We start from the raw sequence: 22432 nt of genomic DNA on the forward strand, positions 1-22432 counted from the left end.
CCGGAACTTCGGGGCATATGTTATCTATTCTATTTCTATTTCGAATTGTGTCAGTGCTTTGAACTGTTTCAGTCTTTCCTGCACTTCGCCTTTTTGGAGTTGCTGCATTCTTTCAGTTCCAAATTTTTCTACGCAGAACGAAGCCAGGTTCGATCCATGAATAATCGCTTTTTTCATGTTGTCAAAAGAGATATTTTCGCTTTGCGTTATAAACCCTGCAAATCCCCCTGCAAAGGTGTCTCCTGCTCCTGTTGGGTCAAAAACTTCTTCCAATGGCAATGCCGGTGCAAAAAACACGTCCTTATTATGGAACAACAAAGCGCCGTGCTCCCCTTTTTTGATGACGACATATTTTGGCCCCATCGTATGGATTTTCGCCGCTGCTTTTACCAATGAATATTCCCCTGACAACTGTCTTGCCTCTTCATCATTGATGGTAATTACGTCAACACGTTTGATCACATCCAGTAATTCAGGCAATGCACAATCCATCCAGAAATTCATCGTGTCGAGTACAACGAGTTTCGGTTTTTGTTCCATCTGATCCAACACACTGCTTTGAACCAACGGGTGCAGGTTGCCCAGCATGACCACGTCGGCATTTTTGAAATTTTGTGGCACGACCGGATTGAAATCCGCGAGCGTATTCAGTTCAGTTACCAAAGTATCGCGCGAATTCAGGTCGTTGTGGTAACGTCCGCTCCAGAAAAATGTTTTCCCGCCTTTTACGATTTCAAGCCCCGTAATGTCGATGTTTCTTGCGGTAAGCAAATCAAGGTATTCCTGAGGGAAATCATCCCCGACAACGGAAACTATAGCAGATTGCAGGTTAAAATAAGATGCGGATAGTCCGATAAACGTTCCGGCGCCGCCAAGGATTTTATCTGTCTTCCCAAATGGGGTCTCAATCGCGTCGAAAGCCACCGTTCCGACGATCAGTAATTTGTTCATTTTTCGGATTTCGAATTAAGGTGCAAAGGTAGTTTATAGTTTTCAAAGTTGCAAAGTCGCCAGGTTTTATAAATTCGTCAGGAAGTCTGGTAGGTTTATTTACTGATTTTAATGCTGCTTTCGTTGGGTATCATTGGGGTTTTGTTGGGGTTTTGTTGGGGTTTTGTTGGGGTTTTGTTGGGATTCTCTTCACGAAAGCCCTGTATTTACTGGAGAAACCCTATGGAAACCTCATGAAAACGCCATCAAAGCCCAACGAATGGCGGTAATAATCCGGATAAATTTATCTTTTTGGTTTTAAAAACGGTACGGAAAATCGGGACCGCTATAACAGCTTCGCTTCCTCCTTTTCATAAAAAACATCCACCGAAAGTTTCGGCTGCATCGATGCCATCACCGCGAGTTCATCGCAGCGTTCATTCTGTGGGTGCGCGTTGTGTCCTTTCACCCACATAAAATCCACTTTGTGTTTCCGGTAAATTTTCAGGAAACGCATCCACAGATCGGGGTTTTTCTTGCCGGCGAAACCTTTCTTTTCCCAGCCAAAAACCCAGCCTTTTACGACAGAATCGATCACGTATTTGGAATCAGAAACCACGAGCACCGTCATATTGGGGGTTTTAAGCTTTTCCAAACCGACGATTACGGCCAAAAGTTCCATCCTGTTATTTGTAGTCAGGCGGAAGCCTTCATAAAATTCCTTCCTGTACCCTGTCCCGACGAGTTCCATGACTACGCCATAGCCTCCGTTTCCGGGGTTTCCTTTGGCAGCGCCGTCAGTGTATATGTGGACCTGGTGTGCCATAATTCGGGTCAATCTGTTAAATCACTGAATTCAACGAACATCCAGCGTTTGTTTTTATAAGCGAATTTATAAATAAGGGGTAAATGATACGTATCGCGCAATCTCCTGGTGTAAATGACAGAATCCTTTTTTCTTTCCACAGATACATCATAAATGGACTTGTCTTTAGTGAAGTCGGTGTAAAAATAGGAATCTTCATCGATTGATTTTTCCTTTAAATCAAACGGGAGATCCACATCTGAATAATATGCTATTACCGGGAAATCAAAGTGCTTCTTCTGAAAAACGCTATCACTTGCAAATTTTTCAAAGAAAACATCGAAGCCATGATCTTTCGGTGCGTTCTCAATCTTACTGTTTTTACAGCCCGTTAATAAAACCAAAAACACAAGCGCTATATACCTCATTCTTCTTTATTTAAGAGTAACTCTATCACTTTCGGAAAATATTTCTGCTCCAATCCGTGGATTTTGGCCGCGATATCATCTGCGGAAGCGCAACGGCTCACATCGACTTTCTGCTGAAAAATCAGTCCGCCCTCATCATAGTGCTCGTTGACATAGTGCACTGAGATGCCGGTTTCCAGCTCCTGATTGTCATATACAGCCTGGTGGACATGCATGCCGTACATCCCTTTGCCGCCGTATTTCGGCAATAATGCCGGATGGATATTGATGATTTTACCCGCGTATTCCCGGACAATATCATCCGGAAATTTCAGCAGGAAACCCGCCAGCACAATCAAATCGGGTTTCATGGCATTCAACTCATTTAAAACCGTGTGGTCGGCAAAAGCATCCTTTGAAAAAATAAAAACAGGCACCTGGAGGGCGTCGCTTTTTTGAATCACACCGGCCTTTGGATTGTTGCAGAAAACCCTGCTCACGCGAGCGATATCACTGTTGCGGAAATGCAGTATCAGGTTTTCGGCATTGGTACCGCTCCCTGACGCAAAAATGACGATGTCCTTCATTTCGGATGTTAAAAAAATGGTTATGCAAAAAAAGGAATAATAAATGGTTTTAAAAGTGGAATTGTGGCGGTTTGTTAAAATTTTTTTCTACATTAGTATTCATATTTATTAACTAAACCGTTGTTTTAAAATAAAGTTTTTTATTTTTGCCAACAAATTAAAAATTAAATTTAAAGATTATGTCAGACATTGCATCAAGAGTTAAAGCGATTATCGTAGACAAATTAGGCGTTGACGAAAACGAAGTTGTAACAGAAGCAAGCTTCACGAACGATTTGGGAGCAGATTCATTGGATACTGTTGAGCTTATCATGGAGTTCGAAAAAGAATTTGACATCCAGATTCCGGACGATCAGGCTGAAAACATTGCTACTGTAGGACAGGCAATTTCTTACATCGAAGAAGCAAAGAAATAATACATCAGACACCCGATTTTTAAAAGCATCGATAGTAAAATACCAAACAGTTATTCTCATTTACATTAGGGTAATGCGTTGTTCCGCTTTTGGAATTTGGGATTTGAAATTGAATTTTATAAAATCGGGTGTTATTATTTTAAATCATTGGATTGGCAACAATCACCCAGAATATACAATACCTATGTCGTTTTATGATTCCCATAGAAGTCAGCATAGGTATTATTAGTTTAAAACAAACTATAAACGAATCAGGTTATGGAATTAAAGCGGGTTGTAGTAACAGGTTTAGGTGCGCTCACACCAATAGGTAATTCGATTGAAGAATACTGGAACGCCCTGATTAACGGCGTAAGTGGTGCGGCTCCGATCACCTATTACGATACGGAGAAACACAAGACAAAATTTGCCTGCGAAGTAAAGAACTTCAATATCGAAGATTACATGGACCGTAAGGAATCGCGCAGGCTGGACAAATTTGCGCAGTATGCCATCGCGGCCAGTGACGAAGCCATCAAGGATGCCGGGCTTTCCGCAGACAACGTCGACAAATATCGTGTGGGTGTTATCTGGGGTGCCGGAATCGGCGGGCTTGAAACATTCCAGGAAGAAGTGATGTATTATGCCAAAGGTGATGGAACACCAAAATTCAACCCTTTCTTCATCCCAAAAATGATTGCCGATATCGCGCCAGCGCATATTTCCATGCGTAACGGCTATATGGGACCTAATTACACCACGGTTTCTGCCTGTGCCTCCTCAGCAAATGCTTTGATTGACGCGTTCAATTACATTAGGCTGGGCATGTGCGACGTGATTATTTCCGGAGGATCTGAAGCTGCGGTAACCATTGCCGGTATGGGTGGTTTTAACTCCATGCATGCACTTTCGACAAGAAATGAAACGCCCGAAACCGCTTCAAGGCCTTTCGATGCTACCCGCGACGGATTTGTTCTGGGCGAAGGGGCCGGAGCTTTGGTACTGGAAGAATACGAACATGCGAAAGCAAGAGGCGCAAAAATATACTGTGAAGTAGGCGGTGGCGGTATGTCATCAGATGCTTATCATTTGACTGCGCCGCATCCTGACGGAATCGGTGTCATCGCTGTGATGAAAAATACGTTACGGGATGCAGGAATGACTCCTGAGCAGGTTGACCACATCAACACGCACGGTACCTCAACACCACTTGGTGATGTGGCCGAATTAAAAGCGATCAGCGCCGTATTTGGCGATCACGCTAAAACGTTGAATATTAATTCTACCAAATCGATGACGGGCCATTTGCTTGGTGCGGCCGGGGCCATTGAAGCAATTGCCTCGATCCTCGCCATGAAGCACGGCATTGTTCCCCCTACGATCAATCATACGGTAGTAGATGAAAGTATTGACCCCGAATTAAATCTGACCTTGAACAAGGCACAAAAAAGAGATATTAAGGTGGCGATGAGCAATACTTTTGGTTTTGGCGGACATAACGCCTGTGTTTTGTTTAAAAAACTCGAAGATTAATTGTTAAATGAATCTTTTTAAAAAAATATTTTCAAAATCCCGTGCTCAAGAAGGCGGGATTTTTTTTACCGAAATTGAAAAAATAATCGGATTTCGTCCGATTAATATTGATGGATATGTGATGGCATTCACGCACCGTTCCTCCAATAAGACCGATGCAAAAGGAAACCCAATCAGTTACGAGCGCATGGAATTCCTTGGCGATGCGATGCTAAGTGCGGTGATTGCGGCACATCTTTTCAACGAAGTACCCTCAGGCGATGAAGGCTATCTCACTAAAATGCGCTCAAAAATCGTGAGCCGTGAACATTTGAACGAACTGGGCCGCGACCTGAATCTGATTCGGTTTGTGGAAAGCAAAGTGCCTTCACAGCATTTCGGGGACAACATACACGGCAATATTTTTGAAGCGCTTGTAGGAGCAATCTATTTAGACATGGGCTATCCCGCGTGCGAACAATTCATCCGCGCACGCGTCATCCGGCCATATGTCGACATCGCCAAACTGGAAGGGAAGGTCATCAGCTATAAAAGCTTGTTGATTGAATGGTGTCAAAAAGAAAAGCGGACTTTCCACTACGACGTTTTTGAAGACAATGGGATCGCCGGGGAACGCTTATTCGGGGTGAAGCTAAGCATCGACAGCAAGGTAATTGCGAAAGCCAGGGCCGTGTCTAAGAAAAAAGCGGAGGAGAAAGCATCCCAAAGAGCCTATTTTGCGTTTCAGGAAAAAATTAACACAAAATAAAAATAATTCCTCAAAACTATAACGTTTTCGTTGATAAATAAACGTTAACTGATTGGTTAACTGTTTTTTTATGTCTGATAAATAGTATCTTTACGCCTAATTTCTGAATTAAAATATGGCCATTCATAAATTGCATATTGATGAATTTGACGAAACGGAATACACCCTCGTTGCAATTCACACTTCGATTGAAGACTACAGGCTGGCCTATTTCATTAATAAAAAACTCCCCATCCTTTTACATAAAAACAAAGACGAAATCCAGATCAGGGTAAAACAGGGACAAACCAGTTTTTCCAGATTTACCTTTGAAAACGATGAAAAGGAAATCTGCTGGGATTTAATCCAGAATAAGAATGAAATCGGTGGTACCGTAACTACCGTACAGGATTTGTTCACCGACAGCCCGATGGCAACCAAAGTATACCTGCTGCCCGAGTTTAAAAAAGTGGATTATTTTCTCAAAGTCGAAAACGCGTCGGAAACCGCAGAAGAAATTACTTCTAAAATAAATAGCATTGAACGGATTACAGCCGTCTACACCATTGATTCAAAAAACATAAAGTCAAAAAATAATTTAATTTTTTAATAAAATGCCAACCAACAAAAAGACAAAAATTGTAGCCACATTGGGTCCCGCCTGTAGCACGAAAGAAGTCCTTAAGGACATGATTGATGCAGGAGTAAATGTTTTCAGGGTAAATTTTTCCCATGCCGACTACAGTGATGTTAAAGAAAAAATAGATATCATCAGGGGATTAAACGATGAATACGGATATACCACCGCCATTCTGGGTGACCTTCAGGGGCCAAAACTCAGGGTTGGCGTAATGACCGAAGATGTTGTCGTTAAAAACGGAGATTTGATTACGTTCCAAACCGCTGAAGATGTTCCCGGAACTGCGCAACGTGTTTACATGAACTATAAAGAGTTTCCGCGAGATGTCAATCCCGGTGAACGCATTCTTCTTGATGATGGGAAACTCATTTTTGAGGCCATTGAAAGCAACGGCACTACTGAAGTGGTCTGTAAGGTGGTTCAGGGCGGCCCCCTAAAATCCAAGAAAGGGGTAAACCTTCCAAACACGAAAGTTTCATTGCCTGCGCTTACTAAAAAAGACATCAAAGACGCCATTTTCGCTATTGAGCAAAAGGTAGACTGGATAGCGCTTTCGTTTGTCAGGACGCCTAAAGACCTTGAAGAACTCCAGGATCTTATCGCGAAACATTCTGATCATAAAATTCCAATCATTGCCAAAATCGAAAAACCGGAAGCCGTAGAAAACATCGATAAAATCGTAGCTTTCTGTGATGGCTTAATGGTTGCCCGTGGCGATTTGGGTGTTGAAGTTCCTGCACACGAAGTACCGTTAATCCAGAAAAAGCTTGTAAACCGCGCCAAAACAGCCAGGATTCCAGTCATCATTGCGACCCAGATGATGGAAACAATGATTACCAGCCTTACTCCTACGCGTGCTGAAGTAAACGACGTCGCAAACTCTGTCATGGATGGCGCCGATGCCGTCATGCTTTCCGGAGAAACTTCAGTAGGAAATTACCCGGTACAGGTAATCGAAAAAATGACGCAGATTATTGAAGCGGTAGAAGATTCCCCATTGATTCAGGTGCCGCAAAATACACCGCAGATCAGGACCAAAAGGTTCATTACCAAATCAATCTGCCACCATGCCGCGATGATGGCCAATGTGATCCGGGCGAAGGCCATTTGTACATTGACCAATAGTGGTTACACGGCGTTCCAAATATCCGCCTGGAGACCCCAATCACACATCTTAGTATTTACTTCAAACAGAAGAATCCTGACGCAATTGAATCTGCTTTGGGGTGTAAAATCCTTTTACTATGACAAATTCGTCAGCACTGATGATACCGTAACGGACATCAACGAGATCGCACGCGAAAAAGGATTTGTAGATAAGGGGGATTTCCTGATTAACCTAGCCGCAATGCCGGTGACTGATAAGGGAATGGTGAACACATTGCGTGTTTCGGAAATCGAATAGTTTATGATTATTTATATTGGGAAAACCGTCTTGTTAACAACAGGGCGGTTTTTTATTTTTCACCATTCCATTCCGCATAAAACTGCGAAAGGAACGATTCCATAAATTCATGCCTTTGTTGCGCCAGCTTTTTGCCCGTCGACGTATTCATTTTGTCTTTCAGCAACAATAACTTTTCGTAAAAATGATTTAATGTAGGTGCTGTATTGTTTTTGTAGGCGTCTTTCGACATGTTTAAAACCGGCTGAATATCCGGGTTATATATTGGCCGATTTTTAAACCCTCCATAGTTAAATGTTCGCGCAACGCCAATGGCACCGATAGCATCCAAACGATCGGCATCCTGAACAATCTGCAATTCAATCGAATCGAATTTCTTCTCAAAATTACCACCTTTGAAGGAAATATTCTCGATTATGCTGATCACCTGGACCATAGTGCTTTCGTCGACACCTTGTCCTTCTAAAAATGTGCGCGCGGTTTCCGGTCCGACATTTTCGTCACCGCCGTGAAACTTGCTGTCTGCGATATCATGTAATAAAGCGCCTAGTTGTACAATCAGTAAATCACATTTCTCGTCTTTGGCAATCAGCAGGCTGTTTTTGTAAACCCGCTCAATGTGAAACCAATCATGACCGCCTTCCGCGTCTTTCAGCTTTTCCTTTACAAAAGAAATCGTAGTTTGTATCAATGTGGTATCTTCCATTTGTATTCAATAAAAAAATGCTGAATCAGAAACAATTTTCTAATCCAGCATTATTAATTATTAATTTATAATTATATCCTCGCTGGCTCCACCCACTTAAAAATATGGGATTCTGCAGGGATAACAAGTCTTTCCGAAATTTTCATCATTCGTGAAGGCAGCCTCATTAGATAATCACGTGCCTTTTCCGCTTCATCGGTAAGGCCATTCATGTTTTCAATTTCCCAACGGTTGATGAGTTTTTGCAATATATCCACATAATCTGCAGACGTGTATACACCAATCCTTTGTGCAGAATCGGAAAAATGCTCAAATGCCGATGCTATTTTTGCACCGGATTCCCGAATAAATCCTGCCGGCATGATGATTTTGTGTTTCATCATATCCTGGAAAGCAATCATCATCTGGCTTGGGTCGACTTTAAAAATCTGGCTGACGAATTCACTGTATGCATTGTGGTGGCGCATCTCATCGCCGGCAATCATTTTACACATTTTCGCCAGTTTTTTCTCGCCATATGATTTTGCGAGCTGCGACACACGGTTGTGTGAAATATACGTTGCCAATTCCTGAAAACTGGTGTAGATAAAGTTTTTATACGGATCGCGCGCGGTACCAATATCGAAACCGTCAGTAATCAAATGCTGTGTCGTCATTTCCACCTCGCGCATGTTCACACGCCCTGAAAGATAAAGGTATTTGTTGAGCAGGTCGCCATGACGGTTTTCCTCTCCGGTCCAGTGGCGTACCCAGTTAGACCATCCATTACGCTCTACGTTGTCAATGCCTTCCACATCCATTAACCATGATTCATAAGTCGGCAGCGCTTCTTCAGTCACCGTATCGCCAATGAGTACCACCCAAAAATCATAAGGAAGGTCTTTGGCCAGCTCCTGCATCTCTTTGATTTCCTCGAAGAAATTCTCGCTTTGGGGATCGGGTAGAAAATCTGTCGGCTGCCAAATTGATTCAACCGGAATCAGATAATCTTTTACGAAACCGTCGACATTTTTTTCAAGAAGCTGCATTACTTCCAGCCTTATATTTTTTAAAGACATATATAATTTAATTTTTAATTCCCTGAACAATGGTGCGTTCAGTGCGTTGCATAATTTCCTCAAAAGACCAATCCTGAACTGCCATTGCCTCATGCACTGTAAAGGTAAGGCGATTTCCCAAACCTAATGGAAAAAATCCGTATTTAACAATTTTCCACGAATTATTTATTGTGATTGGAACGACATAAGCAGAAGGTGCGTATTTACACAAAATCTTCAGCCCGCTTTGGGCAAATTCCTTAGGCGTGCCATTCTTACTGCGGGTGCCTTCCGGAAAAATAACTGCGGAACGGCGGAACTTTTCAATGTATTCGGATAATCCTTTTATCGTAGGTATCGCTTGCTTCGGATCCTTGCGGTCGATCAATACGGAGCCGCCATGGCGCAGGTTATAGGACACGCTGGGAATTCCCTTCCCCAACTCGGCCTTACTGACAAACTTCGGATGAAACCTTCTTAAATACCAGATGATACAAATGATATCGTAAAGGCTTTGGTGATTCGCCACGAAGATGATGGGTGCATCTTTCGGGATGGAGTTAATATTCCTGAATGTGACACGCGTTCCCAACAGCATGGTGTTCTTGAGCAAAAAGAAATTCAGGTAATCGACGCTTTTCTTGTGTGCCTGATAGCCAAAAATGTTAAAGCAAATCCATTGTATCGGATGAAAAATGACCAGGGTCAGGCCAAAACAAAGGTAATATAAAGCGGATATGGGGTACGAAATTATTTTCTCCATTTGTTAAAATTCTATTGCAAAAGTAATGATAAATTTGAGAAAGTTCCGATGTTCGTATTGCCGGTAAATCCTGAAAGATATTCGAACTAAAATGTGGTCTTACAGACATCCTCAGTTTTGACACTTTTACCACTTCATATTAAAAAAAGCATTATTTTTACGAAAAATAAACGCCAATTTAAATGAAAGAAAAGATGAGTTCAGAAAAAGAATCAAAATTAAAAGCCTTACAACTGACATTAGACAAACTTGATAAAACCTACGGGAAAGGCACCGTAATGAAGATGGGTGATAAAGCCGTTGAAGAAGTCGAAACGATTTCATCCGGATCACTGGGATTGGACCTTGCCCTTGGAGTAAACGGATATCCAAAAGGAAGGATTATTGAAATATACGGCCCGGAATCTTCGGGTAAAACCACCTTGACGCTGCATGCGATTGCCGAAGCACAAAAAGCCGGGGGCATTGCTGCATTTATAGATGCTGAGCATGCTTTTGACAGGAACTACGCGGGTAAACTTGGCGTCGATATCGAAAACCTGATCATTTCCCAACCGGACAACGGCGAACAGGCACTTGAAATCGCTGAAAACCTGATCCGTTCCGGAGCGATTGATATCGTGGTCATCGACTCAGTAGCCGCGCTAACGCCAAAAAGTGAAATCGAAGGTGAAATGGGCGATTCCAAAATGGGACTTCATGCGAGATTGATGTCGCAGGCGCTTCGTAAACTTACCGGGACCATCAGTAAAACGAATTGTACCGTGTTTTTCATCAACCAGCTGCGCGAGAAGATCGGTGTCATGTTTGGAAACCCGGAGACAACAACTGGGGGTAATGCCTTAAAATTTTACGCATCGGTACGGCTGGACATCCGTCGTTCGTCGCAGATTAAAGACGGGGAGAATGTCATTGGAAACCGTACGAAAGTAAAAGTGGTGAAAAATAAAGTGGCTCCTCCATTTAAAACTGCTGAATTTGACATTATGTATGGTGAAGGTGTTTCAAAAACAGGCGAAATCCTTGATTTGGCCGTGGAATTTGAAATCGTTAAAAAATCGGGTTCATGGTTCAGTTATGGCGAGACACGCTTAGGACAAGGCCGGGATGCAGTCAAAACCATGATTAAAGACAATCCTGAACTGGCAGACGAACTTGAAGAAAAAATCAAGTTGCAGATTAAGGAAAATGTTTAAAATATAAAACCCGAACTTTTCGGGTTTTTTTATGCGAAAACGCAACCTATAGGGGTAAAATCCATCTATGGAATATGAATTAAATAATAAAACTCAATTAATTTATTGAAAATGAAAAGATTAGCACTGCTTTTATTGGCTATTTTTGCTTTAAATTCCTGCAGTCCAAGTGATGACGGCCCTGAATTCCATTACGAAGTACTTCCTGTCGAAAGTTACACGCTTCCTGCCAGTTTCGACATGAACCAGAATTATGAAATTAAAGTAAAATACAAAAAACCTTCAAACTGCCACTATTATCAAGGGATCTACTATGAAAAAGATGGCCAGACAAGGACCATTGGGGTACAGACAAGTGTGTTAGAGGCTGATAATTGCGCGCCGTTAGACGAAGAACCGGTTGAAGTATCTTTCCAATTCCTTTGTACGCCAGGAAATGACCATTACACGTTTAAGTTTTATAAAGGAGAAGATGCAGAAGGAAACAATGTATTTGAGGAGGTAACCGTCCCCGTTACCTATTAATTAATCACTAAGACCGGGAAGCCCGTGGGGTTAGAACAACTCATCGCCGATTGTAAAAAAAATGATGCCAGAGCCCAAGCGGAAATCTACAAGTTATTTGCGCCTAAGTTCTTTGGTGTCTGCCTGAAGTATTCTGCAAATTACGCAGAAGCAGAAGACAATTTGCAGGATGGTTTCCTGATTATTTTTAACAAGATTGAACAATTCAATTTCAAAGGTTCATTCGAAGGCTGGGCAAAACGGATTATGATCAACAATGCGTTGCAGAAGTTTCGCGGTGTGCGCTTTTTGGAAATTGTAAATGAAGACATTGCTGCAGAGGAAAATGTTGAAATCGATGACGACAATATTTCATTGGATTACCTGATCGGGATTATCCAGGAACTCCCGGAAAGATACCGCCTGGTTTTTAACCTGTACGTATTGGACGGGTATTCGCATAAAGAAATAGCAGAAATGCTTGATATAACTACAGGAACAACGAAGTCTAATCTGGCACGGGCACGGATGATCCTGAAAGAAAAAATAGACATTCACAACGGTAAAAAATTACCATCGGCAAAATGAGTGATAGAAAAAACATAGACCGGCTGTTTCAGGAGAAATTCAAAGATTTCGAGGCACAGCCAAGCGATCAGGTTTGGAAAAACATTGAGGCATCGCTTAGCAAAAATAAAAAAGACCGTAAGGTTATTCCGTTTTGGTGGAGGCTTTCCGGCGTTGCCGCAGCACTGGTGATAGGGCTGCTTGCGACCAATTATTTCTTCAATCCGGAAAGTCCGGCGCAACAGGTCGTGACAAACGACAAAACGCCTTCGGGTAAAATTGTTCCGGACAATGATGGGGGCGTTGTGAGTAAAAGCAACGATAAGCATGATGTAAACCCGGATAAAACGGGCGATACGAACAATTCAGATCCCGCCAACCCGATTTCCATCAAAAATAAATCTGTAGCTGTTCCGGAACAAAGTGTGGCATCGCAGGCGTTGTCTCCTGCATTAAAACAAAAACCTTCCAGTGCCGCGGTTAAGACCATTGTCGATTCAAAAGGGCACAATGCAGTTGCATCAAACCCGAAAAAATCCAGCGAAAAACAAAACGGCAAAAATACCAACAGGACCGGCTCTGAAAATAATACGGTGGCGAATTCAGGAAAAAACCATCCGATACCGAGTAAAATAAAATCCCCGAAAACAATCCGCACTGAAGCGATGGACCGTGTTGCGTCTTCTGAAAATAACCAATTGGGCAACAGGAAAAACACCACGTCGACTACATTTAACAAAACCGGAAATATTGCTGCTTCAGGAACGTCTAAAATTAATAACAGTCCAAACAACGATAAACTAGCCGGCGTAAACCGTAATTCTCCGGATGGTAATTCTAATACGCCAAACACCCTGGCAGAAAATAATATTGCGAAGAATCCCAAATCAGACGCAACCCAAAAGCAGGAACAACATCTATTGGACAATACGAATACAATCCAAAACATAAAAAATAACGCAAACGGAATGCAGTTGGCATCGGATACAAAATCCAAAACCACCGAAATTCCGGCAGCGGAAAAGAAATTAGATTCGGCAGCAATTGCTACTGTCGAAACTAATGAGCTGGAGAAATTGCTGGCAAAAAATGAAAAAGAAAAAAACGTTGCTGAATCTAAATTAAATAGGTGGCAGGTCACCTCGGCTGTTGCCCCTATTTATTTTAGTTCAACTTCAAAAGGTTCTCCAATTGACAAGCAGTTTGCTTCAAACGACAAGAGCTATGAAAACAACGTAAGTTTTGGTGTTGGTGTGAATTATGCTGTAAACAACAAACTCAGCATCAGGACAGGTGTCAATAAATTGTCTCTTGGTTATGATACAAACGGAGTAATTTTTTATGCCGGACTTGACGGACAAAGCATCAGCAACGTATCGCAACAAGGAAATGAAGCATTCATAGAAGTCGTGAATAAGGATGGGTTAAACGGGCTATTGCCGTTTGAAACCAATCTTCAGGATCTCAATTATGGTTCTATTAGCCAAAGAATGGGTTATATTGAAGTCCCTATGGAGATGTCTTACAAGCTCGTTGATAAGCAATTCGGCGTTACACTAATCGGCGGGATGAGTACCCTGTTCCTTAACGAAAATGAAATACGCGTCACGTCGAACACGATGAAAGCAGACCTTGGAAAAGCGAGTAATCTGAATGATGTTCATTTCAGCTCTAATATAGGGATGGGATTCAATTACAGGTTCTTGAAATCATTTGAATTTAATTTTGAACCGATGTTCAAATACCAGCTGAATACGTTCAGCAAAGATGCCGGAAACTTTAAGCCCTATTTTATCGGGCTGTATTCCGGAATCAGCTTTAAATTTTAGTTTTAAATTTTTGTTATTGTTTACTTGGTTTTTTATTACTTCGGGAGTAATAAATTAAAAGAGTCCGCGACGGTGGGCTCTTTTTTATTTAGAAAAATCCAATAATTGCTGATAAATAACATCGCGCGTCTGCTCACGGACGATTTTCCTGTCATCGATCGTTTTGCCTTCGGTGGGTATGAAACGGTGAATTTTTGCGCGCATCAGCCCTGGGCTGCCACTCATAAAAGTATACGAGAATCGCTTTTTATTGTCTGCAAAAGAAATCGGCACAATTGGGATCTGATGTTCCAAAGCCAGGCGGAAGGCACCATCCTTAAATTCATCCAGTAAAACAGCCTCGTTATCAGGAACGCCTCCTTCGGGAAAAATACAGATGCTCAACCCCTGACTCAATCGTTTTTGGGCACGGTCAAAAACTTCCATTCTGCTTTTTGAGCTTTTCCTGTCCACCAAAATACAGGTTCGTTTGTAGAAAAATCCAAATAACGGAATTTTTGCAAGCTCCATCTTTCCAACGAATACGAACGGATTTTGGAGAATACACAACATCAACATAATATCGGTCATTGAAGTGTGATTGGCGACAAACATATAGCTTTGCCCCTGCTGTGGCTGTTGTTCTACTTCCAATCGATACGAAAATCCCATCCCGAATAAAATAAATCGGGCCCAGATTCTAGCCATAACAAAGAAATATGGATACCATTCTTCCCGAAGTATCGAGATAAACAACAACGGAAACATAATGATGATTGGAATGGCCATCAGGATGTAGAACCAGATGCGCCATAAGATCCAAAAAGCAATTTTCAGGAATTTCATAAAATCAAATGTAAGAATTTGAATTCGTTTTTTGCCAAAACATTTACCTTTGCGGAAATTCATTTGAAATGGCAAAAATCCTCACCGGCATACAAAGCACAGGAACACCACACCTCGGAAATCTACTTGGTGCCATCCTGCCCGCGATCGAATTATCCCAAAAACCGGAAAATGTATCGTTCCTTTTTATCGCCGATTTGCATTCGGTAACACAGATTAAAAACGGCGAAATCCTAAAACAAAATACTTACAGCACCGCAGCAGTCTGGCTGGCATGCGGACTCGATATCAACCGTGTGACCTTCTATCGGCAATCTGACGTGGTTGAAACATCAGAATTAACCTGGTATTTAAGCTGCTTTTTTCCTTTTCAAAGGCTGACGCTGGCGCATTCTTTTAAAGACAAATCGGACCGCCTGGAAGATGTCAACGCCGGGCTTTTTACCTATCCTATGCTGATGGCTGCCGACATTCTTCTGTATGATGCCGAATTTGTACCCGTTGGAAAAGACCAACTGCAGCACATTGAAATCACAAGGGACGTGGCTTCCCGTTTCAACCACCAAATGGGTGAAACGTTTGTGCTGCCCGAGCCTTATACACAGGAAGAAACAAAATTGGTTCCGGGCACCAATGGTGGCAAAATGAGCAAATCGGCCAATAATATCATCAACATTTTCCTTGACGATAAAGCCTTACGCAAACAGGTGATGTCTATTGAAACCGACAGCACACCACTGGAAGAGCCTAAAGATCCGGATACCTGTAAGATCTTCGCCATCTACGCGTTGCTGGCCAATGAAAACCAGGTATCAACCATGCGGGAAAAATACAAAAATGCAACGCGTGATTTCGGTTACGGCCATGCGAAGCAGGAGTTGTTTGAATTGATCGTCGATAAATTCGGTAACGAGCGAAAAAAATATAATTATTACATGGAAAACCTCCAAGAAATTGACAACGCACTGCGATTGGGCGCCGAAAAAGCAAAGGTTGTCGCTGGAGGGGTTCTTTCACGCGTCAGGGAGAAGTTGGGCTTTATTTAATCGCTTTGACTTTCTCGTCGGCTGGAAAGACAAACTTATTTACAAACGCTGGGTTTTGATCCGACACACAACTGATTGAATCAGATTTAAACACGAATTTTTCCTTCTTGTTTGAAATCACGAGATCATGCTTCAGCGTAAATTCCCTATACAGCAGCTCTAACCCATTTTCCGGCAATTTCGAAAAACGGTATTCCTGCTTCCCTTCGCCGCGGGTGTAGGGATCGCCTGATCCGAAAGAAGCGAGATTTTCTCCAAAATAAAATGCGTATCGTCTTGGATAAAGACTCTTTTTGCTGATTTCAATCGTTGCATTAGAATTTACATATTGAGAACTGAACGGCGTGAACTTCCCATTCGCTTCCTCGCTAACCAGCAATATAAGGTCATACTTCGAGTTGTTTCTTATTTTGATCTTCTCACCGCCGTCGGCACTGGCACCGCCATACAGTCCGTAGAAAGGAACTTCGCCGTTAGAAATCGTTGCTTTGGCAAAATTGACCTTCACATCCTCTGGCTTATATTGCACCAGGTAATTCAAGAAGTAAATCTTGTCAATGTTGGAATCCTGCTGTTTAAAGTTTTCAGTATTTTCGAATGTTGTGCTGTCATAATTTGTACTTGGCGTATTAGACGTCCTAAACAACGCAAAAATTACCCGCAGACCCAAAACAACCAACCCTATGGTCTTCCACCAAGGAAACGAGGAATCCGAAGAATTCCCGGACGTCGTCACTGGAGCCGTCATCACCGTGTAATTACGCTCTATCACACCAGCAAGTTCCTCGTCAAATGGATGGTATGCCGTCATCGAAATTAAAACCGTTCGCAGCACTTCCCTGCTATTCAGTTCCAGGTTGTATTTCTTCGCCACCAGATTGACCAGCAACAGCATTTTGTCATCGGTCTCCAAATCGCTGAAGCAATCTAACAACTCATAGAATTCCCTGTTCGCAATGATGCTTTTTGAGTTTTCGGAAATGTTTCCGCTCTGCAGTTCTCCCAGCGCAAAATCGATTTTCCCCAGCAATTTCTTGTGTATTTTAAACAACGCGTCTTCCGGCAAATATTCTTTCCTGCTGCAGACTGAAACCAGACTGAAAAAATAATTTTCGCTCAAGTCCCGTTCAGCATGCAGCACCACGGCGTCTTCCAGAAATCTTGTAAAAAAGTATCTGATCCGATCTGCCGAAATATCTGGCACCTGAAAATTAAAACTGTTCCGCGAATGGTTTCTATCGGCCAGGAAATTATAGAACACCCGCGTCCCGCAAACATAGGCAAGCTCCGGTTGGTAGTTGCGCAGCGCCTCAACCAGATTAGCTGCCGAATTCGTGTCGATATCAGGATCAAGGCGTTTCTCCATGTTAATCCGCTTCTCAATACGGATAATTTCTTCCGGCGAAATGGCAGCTATTGTCGATTTATCAAGCTGTAGTTTTTCGATAAGTGCAATGATATTCATATCGTTGTTGTTGGGAACCGACAAAAATATGTTTTAATTTATATCCCGCTAAATTCTGATTCGATAAAAAAATAAATAATATTGTAAATTGCTGCAAAATTTGCAATCCAAATGGAAAACATCATCAACCAACTTTTTGAAATAGAGAAAAAAGCCACAGAACAAGGACTTGACATTTTTGAAAGGAACCTGCGCCGGGCTTTTCATGAGCTGGAGGAAATGGGTTATAAAATTGTGAATCCGCTTGGCACAAACTATGATGAACGCGATGCTTCACTGGAAGCCAATATCCTCAATGCAGGCTCCACAAAGATCACCAAAGTCCTAAAGCCGGTAATTTACAAATTGGACCATGAAAGCCTGAAGCTGGTGCAGAAAGGTGTTGTGATTGTTGAATAAAAATACGCTATGAAAAATATCAATTTTGGAATTGACCTGGGTACGACCAATTCTGGTTTTGCCAAATACGAGAATGGAAAAGTCGTCATTTATAAAAATCCGGTCGGTTTCCGGGATACGGTTCCGTCTGTGGTTTCTTTTCGAAAAGGCCGTATACAAATTGGCGAGAAAGCCCGCGAACATCTGGTATCAAACTCGGAAAGTGTATTCGCTTCTTTCAAACGAAAAATGGGCTCTGACGAAAGTTATTTCATAAAAGACACCGAAAACAACATCACCCCCATCGAGCTTTCTTCCATGGTACTGAAGGAACTCATCAATTTTGCTCAGGGCGAAAATCCAAAGTCCACGGTGATTACGATTCCCGCTTCGTTTGACACGATCCAGACCAATGCGACTAAAAAAGCCGGTTATCTCGCTGGTTTCGAAGAAGTTGTGCTATTGCAGGAACCCATCGCGGCATGCCTTGCTTATTCCAATGCGCAAAATCTGGAAATTTTGAATCCTGAAAAATGGCTGGTCTATGATTTTGGTGGCGGCACTTTCGACGTAGCGGTCGTATATATTGACGAGCGCGAGCTGAAAGTCATTGACCACAAAGGAAATAACTTTTTGGGTGGCGTCGATCTTGACAATTTGTTTGTAGAGAAAGTAATCTGTCCGAAAATTGAAGAAAGTGCCGGCGTCGAAAATCTTTGGCAAAAAATGATTGCCGGCGACAACGCCGATTATAAAAAACTGTATTTCGAACTGCTGTTCAAAGCTGAAGAAGCAAAAAAAGAACTGTCTTTGAAAGACCATACGAGTATTGAAGTTGATTCAGACAATCTTGATATCGTAGTTGACATCGACATCCTGAGGGCGGAATTTGAAGCCTCAATCGCCCCAAAATTTGAGGAATCTTTCCAGCTGACCGAAAACCTGCTGAAGGAAAACAACCTGCACTTTACCGATATCGAGAAAATCATCCTCGTGGGCGGAACCACTTATATTCCTTACATCCGCCAGGAACTTGCCTCGCGGAGTGGCATCAGCGTCGACACGTCGATCGATCCGACGACCGCCGTGATTGTGGGCGCCGCGTTTTATGCCGGTTCGAAACAATCGGAACTTGTCGAAAAAAGCGAAGCCGTCGTTGATCATTCCGCACAAAAGGAAATGGGGGTACAATTGGTCTTTGAACCCAATTCCAAGGATACCGAAGAACTTATCGCAGTAATTATTTCAGATCCGTTTGAAGGTTTTTACAGGATCACGCGCGAAGACGGCGGTTTTGATACCGGCCTGATGAAAGCGGGCCAAAAGTTTACCGAATTTGTTCCATTGCTAACCAAAGCCACAAATCAATTTACCGTGAGTCTCTACGATACCCAGCAAAACCTGGTTTATTCCAACAATGCCGTCCGGATCACAAATGGTTTGTATAATGTGCAGGGCCAGCCACTTCCGAACGACATCTGCCTTGAACTGGATGAAGAACGCGGAAAGACTTACATGGAGCGCATTTTTAAGAAGAACGAAATTCTTCCGTTAAAAAAAACGGTGTACAAACTCAGTTCCAAAAATATCCTGAAAAACTCCGATGAGAAATTGATTATTAATGTCGTGGAAGGAAATTCCGGCAGTATGGTGGGCAGTAACCAGACCATTGGATACATTGAGATTTCAGGTGAAAATTTCCCGCATGACCTGCTGAAAGGTATGGATATTGAATTGAATTTTAAGATCTCGGAATCCCGCGACCTCAGCGTGAGTGTATACATCGGCTCTTTGGACCTTGAAATCAATGAAGTCTTCAATCCACACCAGCGAACCGTTATTGTTGAAAAATTAATTTCGGAAATTAAGGATGCAATTGACGATATTAATAGTGAAATTGACTTCGAAGCGCCTGAGGAAAATTATGAATATCTAGCTAAATTAAAGCGTGTACAAGAACATTTAATTGTGTTATACGATGAAGCGATCGCCTGTCGCAACGACAATTCGACCGACAAAAAATACCAGCTTGAGGAAATGAAGCGCATCCTTATCCAGGAATACGACGACATGGTGCGCCACAAACATGTGCTCCAGGAATTGATCGAATACAATGACACCAAAGCGTATTTTACGGAATATCTTGAAAAAGCTTCTCCAAAACAGCGCGAGGAATTTGACAAAATCACCAAAAATGAAAAGGAAGTCCTTCAATCGAATAACAAATACCTGATCCGTAAAAAAAATCAGGAACTGGAAAGCCTTTTAGATGCCATTTATTACAACCAAAGCGAATCCATTGTAAACACTTATTACTTCTACATGACAAAAGATGAAGGTGAATACAAGGACGTGGCAAAATTTCGCCAGTTGTGTTCGCTCGGTGAAAAAGCGCTGGAAAAAACGAGCTATGTCGAATTGCGGGCCATTTACACGCAAATGTACCACCTGCTGAAGGTGAAACCGGCACGGCGCGACGATTTCAACACCTTTGACGGCAATTTGGGTTTAAAATAATCAGATCGCCTCAAACAGCTTTCCCGGAAGCGGCCTGATGACGCCTTTGAGTTCCATATTAAATAAGATTCCTGACATTTTGTAGACTGGCAAACGGCACTCCAGCGCAATAATATCAAGCAACTCCCTTCCATTGCTATGAAGAAAATCATAAACGGATTGTTCTTCGCTATCCAACGATACGAACAATTGTTTCTGTACCGGCTTCACAGGTTGCTGTAAATCCCAGTTCATCATGTAAATTAAATCTGCGGCGCTCGTAAGCATTTGTGCCTTTTGGGTTTTGATCAGGTTATTGCAACCCTGGCTGTACTTGTCAGTCGTCCGACCAGGCACTGCAAAAACGTCGCGGCTGTAATCATTTGCTACAGCTGCGGTCACCAGAGAACCGCCTTTCTCAGCCGATTCAATGACAATGGTAGCGTCGGAAATGCCTGCCACAATGCGATTTCTTTGAAGGAAATTTTCCCGGATGGGGTTACTGGAACTCCAGAATTCTGTCATAAAACCGCCGTTCTCCAAAACCTTTGAAATGTAACGTTTATGCTGTTTCGGGTAAATCTGGTTTAATCCATGAGCCACCACGGCAACCGTCTGCAAGTTGTTTTCAAGCGCCGCCAAATGGGCTGTAATATCAACACCGTACGCAAAACCGCTGATGATAACCGGTTCCAATGGGGCTATTTCAGAAACCAATTCCCTGCAGAAATCACGTCCGTAAGCGGTAATTTCCCGTGTCCCGACAATACTGATCAGTTTCCTGTCCTTTAGATTGATGTCCCCGGAAACAAAAAGGATCAGTGGCGCATCATAACAATGCCGCAATTTTTCAGGATAGCCGTCATCATAGAATGTTATCGCCCTAACCGCAGCATTTTCAATAAATGCCAATTCTTTTTCGGCTTTATCAAATGCGGTTTTGTCGTTTAGTTTCTGCATGGTAACGCTTCCAATCCCGTCGATTTTTTTGAGTTTTGGACGTTTTTCGGTAAAGATGGCCTCTGCACTTCCGAAGTGGGAAATCAGTTTCCTGGCATTAACATCTCCGATGCCCTCCGTCTTTTGAAGGGCCAAAAGGTAAAATAATTCTGTATGGCGCATAATAAGTATTTGAGGCTCAAGATATATATTTTCGCCGAAATTGTTAATAAAAATTGTTGATAAAATTTTGACACCACACCGTTATATTTAACTTTGTTCCTATGAAGATTGAACATTATTTATCACAGCTTTTATTCCGTTACCAATGTGTCACTGTCCCGGGATTCGGTGCTTTTCTCACTGAAATCCAGTCGGCGCAGGTCAATGATGGTACGCATGGCTTTAACCCGCCAAAAAAGTTGGTTTCCTTCAACGGCTATTTAAAAAATAACGATGGCCTCCTCGCCACGCACATATCACAGTCGGAACGAATTTCTTATGAATCAGCGGTCGATTTGATTCAAAAAGAAGTATCGCTCTGGCGCATCGCCCTTCAGAATAACCAATCGGTTTCGTTGACAAACATTGGAACGCTCGCGCTCAATTTTGAAGGCGGACTGGTTTTTGAAGCGAACAACCAAACCAATTACTTTACGGCTTCATTTGGTTTGTCATCTTTCGTATCTCCGGCCATTATCCGGCAGGCAGCTGTTGAATCGACCGTTGAAGATGAAAAACCGGTGATTGATCTGATGCCACAAAAGCAAAAGACAAATTACCTGAAATATGCGGCAATATTTGTGGTTGGACTGGGTACTGCCGGTTTCTTTGGCAACAATTACTACCAACAGCAGATTACAGCGCAGACACAATTGGTCCAAACTGAAGTGCAAAAAGAGGTACAGGGAAAAATCCAGGAAGCCACATTTGTGATCAGCAATCCGTTGCCCGATGTAACGTTGACTGTGAAACAGCCTAAAATGCCTTACCATATCGTGGCAGGTGCTTTCAGGAATGAAGAGAATGCGCAGAAAATTTATGATAAACTTGTCGGGCTCGGTTATAAGGCGCGGCGTATGGAGAAAAATCGCTTCGGGCTTTTCCCGGTGCTTTTCGGAAGTTATACCACTTATGGCGAAGCGCAATCCGCTCTGACTGAAATCCACAAGACGCAAAACCCCGATGCCTGGCTCTTGGTCAGGAAATTTTAAAAATATAATCCCGTAAATGCGGGATTTTTTTATGGCTG

The 22432-nt window shown here is 42.5% G+C and carries 23 protein-coding genes; 13 read left to right on the forward strand and 10 right to left on the reverse strand.

Annotation, left to right across the window (positions count from 1 at the left end):
• Nucleotides 1–24 precede the first annotated feature (24 nt).
• The 4 genes from CFE23_RS06790 to CFE23_RS06805 all read right to left on the reverse strand — a co-directional run bounded on the left by CFE23_RS06790 (nucleotide 25) and on the right by CFE23_RS06805 (nucleotide 2729).
• Complete coding sequence (locus tag CFE23_RS06790) at nucleotides 25–951, reverse strand: PfkB family carbohydrate kinase (RefSeq protein WP_291085976.1); 927 nt, start codon at nucleotides 949–951, stop codon at nucleotides 25–27.
• A 325-nt stretch (nucleotides 952–1276) separates the two neighbouring features.
• Nucleotides 1277–1756: a ribonuclease HI gene (gene rnhA / locus CFE23_RS06795; protein ID WP_291085979.1), complete on the reverse strand. Its 480-nt coding sequence runs from the start codon at nucleotides 1754–1756 to the stop codon at nucleotides 1277–1279.
• Between the two features lie 8 nt (nucleotides 1757–1764).
• Nucleotides 1765–2163 (reverse strand): DUF4348 domain-containing protein, encoded by a 399-nt coding sequence (locus CFE23_RS06800; RefSeq protein ID WP_291085982.1) that lies wholly within the window; start codon nucleotides 2161–2163, stop codon nucleotides 1765–1767.
• On the reverse strand, nucleotides 2160–2729 hold the full coding sequence (locus tag CFE23_RS06805; RefSeq protein WP_291085984.1) for a phosphoribosylglycinamide formyltransferase: 570 nt from the start codon (nucleotides 2727–2729) through the stop codon (nucleotides 2160–2162). The genes CFE23_RS06800 and CFE23_RS06805 overlap by 4 nt, the downstream gene beginning before the upstream one ends.
• 179 nt (nucleotides 2730–2908) lie before the next feature.
• Between CFE23_RS06805 and CFE23_RS06810 the strand changes: the two genes are divergently transcribed.
• From CFE23_RS06810 to pyk, 5 genes are all read left to right on the forward strand, one after another.
• On the forward strand, nucleotides 2909–3145 hold the full coding sequence (locus CFE23_RS06810; RefSeq protein ID WP_007137004.1) for an acyl carrier protein: 237 nt from the start codon (nucleotides 2909–2911) through the stop codon (nucleotides 3143–3145).
• 258 nt (nucleotides 3146–3403) lie between these two features.
• Nucleotides 3404–4657: a beta-ketoacyl-ACP synthase II gene (gene fabF, locus CFE23_RS06815; RefSeq protein WP_291085987.1), complete on the forward strand. Its 1254-nt coding sequence runs from the start codon at nucleotides 3404–3406 to the stop codon at nucleotides 4655–4657.
• A gap of 7 nt (nucleotides 4658–4664) precedes the next feature.
• Nucleotides 4665–5405 (forward strand): ribonuclease III, encoded by a 741-nt coding sequence (gene rnc / locus CFE23_RS06820; RefSeq protein WP_291085996.1) that lies wholly within the window; start codon nucleotides 4665–4667, stop codon nucleotides 5403–5405.
• Between the two features lie 115 nt (nucleotides 5406–5520).
• A complete protein-coding gene (locus tag CFE23_RS06825; protein ID WP_291085999.1) occupies nucleotides 5521–5994 on the forward strand; it encodes an IPExxxVDY family protein in 474 nt (157 codons plus the stop codon).
• 4 nt (nucleotides 5995–5998) lie between these two features.
• Nucleotides 5999–7429: a pyruvate kinase gene (pyk, locus tag CFE23_RS06830; protein ID WP_291086002.1), complete on the forward strand. Its 1431-nt coding sequence runs from the start codon at nucleotides 5999–6001 to the stop codon at nucleotides 7427–7429.
• Between the two features lie 52 nt (nucleotides 7430–7481).
• On the opposite strand, the gene CFE23_RS06835 is transcribed toward pyk, so the two are convergent.
• The 3 genes from CFE23_RS06835 to CFE23_RS06845 form a co-directional block, all read right to left on the reverse strand.
• Entirely contained in the window at nucleotides 7482–8135 is a 654-nt protein-coding gene (locus CFE23_RS06835) for an HD domain-containing protein (protein WP_291086004.1), read from the reverse strand.
• Between the two features lie 71 nt (nucleotides 8136–8206).
• Nucleotides 8207–9193: an acyl-ACP desaturase gene (locus CFE23_RS06840; protein ID WP_291086006.1), complete on the reverse strand. Its 987-nt coding sequence runs from the start codon at nucleotides 9191–9193 to the stop codon at nucleotides 8207–8209.
• A gap of 7 nt (nucleotides 9194–9200) precedes the next feature.
• Nucleotides 9201–9935: a lysophospholipid acyltransferase family protein gene (locus tag CFE23_RS06845; RefSeq protein WP_291086009.1), complete on the reverse strand. Its 735-nt coding sequence runs from the start codon at nucleotides 9933–9935 to the stop codon at nucleotides 9201–9203.
• A gap of 194 nt (nucleotides 9936–10129) precedes the next feature.
• Here CFE23_RS06845 and recA point away from each other — a divergent pair, with 194 nt between their 5' ends.
• The 4 genes from recA (at nucleotide 10130) to CFE23_RS06865 (ending at nucleotide 14031) form a co-directional block, all read left to right on the forward strand.
• Nucleotides 10130–11131 carry a recombinase RecA gene (recA, locus tag CFE23_RS06850; RefSeq protein WP_291086202.1) on the forward strand — a complete coding sequence of 334 codons (1002 nt, stop codon included), beginning with the start codon at nucleotides 10130–10132 and terminating at the stop codon, nucleotides 11129–11131.
• Between the two features lie 111 nt (nucleotides 11132–11242).
• Nucleotides 11243–11656 carry a hypothetical protein gene (locus CFE23_RS06855; protein ID WP_291086012.1) on the forward strand — a complete coding sequence of 138 codons (414 nt, stop codon included), beginning with the start codon at nucleotides 11243–11245 and terminating at the stop codon, nucleotides 11654–11656.
• Nucleotides 11657–11680: 24 nt separating this feature from the next.
• Nucleotides 11681–12223, forward strand: coding sequence for a sigma-70 family RNA polymerase sigma factor (locus tag CFE23_RS06860; protein ID WP_291086015.1), 543 nt, complete (start codon nucleotides 11681–11683; stop codon nucleotides 12221–12223).
• Nucleotides 12220–14031, forward strand: coding sequence for an outer membrane beta-barrel protein (locus CFE23_RS06865; protein ID WP_291086018.1), 1812 nt, complete (start codon nucleotides 12220–12222; stop codon nucleotides 14029–14031). Before CFE23_RS06860 ends, CFE23_RS06865 begins: the two co-directional genes overlap by 4 nt.
• Before the next feature lie 84 nt (nucleotides 14032–14115).
• Here the strand turns inward: CFE23_RS06865 and CFE23_RS06870 are convergent, their stop codons facing one another.
• Nucleotides 14116–14856, reverse strand: a complete 741-nt coding sequence (locus CFE23_RS06870; protein WP_291086021.1) for a lysophospholipid acyltransferase family protein — start codon at nucleotides 14854–14856, stop codon at nucleotides 14116–14118.
• Nucleotides 14857–14924: 68 nt separating this feature from the next.
• On the opposite strand from CFE23_RS06870, the gene trpS reads away from it, so the two are divergent.
• Entirely contained in the window at nucleotides 14925–15902 is a 978-nt protein-coding gene (gene trpS, locus CFE23_RS06875; RefSeq protein WP_291086024.1) for a tryptophan--tRNA ligase, read from the forward strand.
• Here the strand turns inward: trpS and CFE23_RS06880 are convergent.
• Nucleotides 15895–17367, reverse strand: a complete 1473-nt coding sequence (locus CFE23_RS06880) for a hypothetical protein (RefSeq protein ID WP_291086027.1) — start codon at nucleotides 17365–17367, stop codon at nucleotides 15895–15897. The genes trpS and CFE23_RS06880 overlap by 8 nt on opposite strands.
• Before the next feature lie 111 nt (nucleotides 17368–17478).
• Between CFE23_RS06880 and CFE23_RS06885 the strand changes: the two genes are divergently transcribed.
• Together CFE23_RS06885 and CFE23_RS06890 are read left to right on the forward strand one after the other, a co-directional pair.
• Nucleotides 17479–17766: a hypothetical protein gene (locus tag CFE23_RS06885; protein ID WP_291086031.1), complete on the forward strand. Its 288-nt coding sequence runs from the start codon at nucleotides 17479–17481 to the stop codon at nucleotides 17764–17766.
• A 9-nt stretch (nucleotides 17767–17775) separates the two neighbouring features.
• A complete protein-coding gene (locus CFE23_RS06890) occupies nucleotides 17776–20262 on the forward strand; it encodes an Hsp70 family protein (RefSeq protein WP_291086034.1) in 2487 nt (828 codons plus the stop codon).
• On the opposite strand, the gene dprA is transcribed toward CFE23_RS06890, so the two are convergent.
• On the reverse strand, nucleotides 20263–21363 hold the full coding sequence (dprA, locus tag CFE23_RS06895) for a DNA-processing protein DprA (RefSeq protein WP_291086038.1): 1101 nt from the start codon (nucleotides 21361–21363) through the stop codon (nucleotides 20263–20265).
• Between the two features lie 101 nt (nucleotides 21364–21464).
• Between dprA and CFE23_RS06900 the strand changes: the two genes are divergently transcribed.
• Nucleotides 21465–22394 carry an SPOR domain-containing protein gene (locus tag CFE23_RS06900; RefSeq protein WP_291086041.1) on the forward strand — a complete coding sequence of 310 codons (930 nt, stop codon included), beginning with the start codon at nucleotides 21465–21467 and terminating at the stop codon, nucleotides 22392–22394.
• Nucleotides 22395–22432 lie beyond the last annotated feature (38 nt).

It is taken from the genome of Flavobacterium sp. BFFFF1 (assembly GCF_002256285.1).
In the GTDB taxonomy this organism is placed as follows: Bacteria; Bacteroidota; Bacteroidia; order Flavobacteriales; family Flavobacteriaceae; genus Flavobacterium.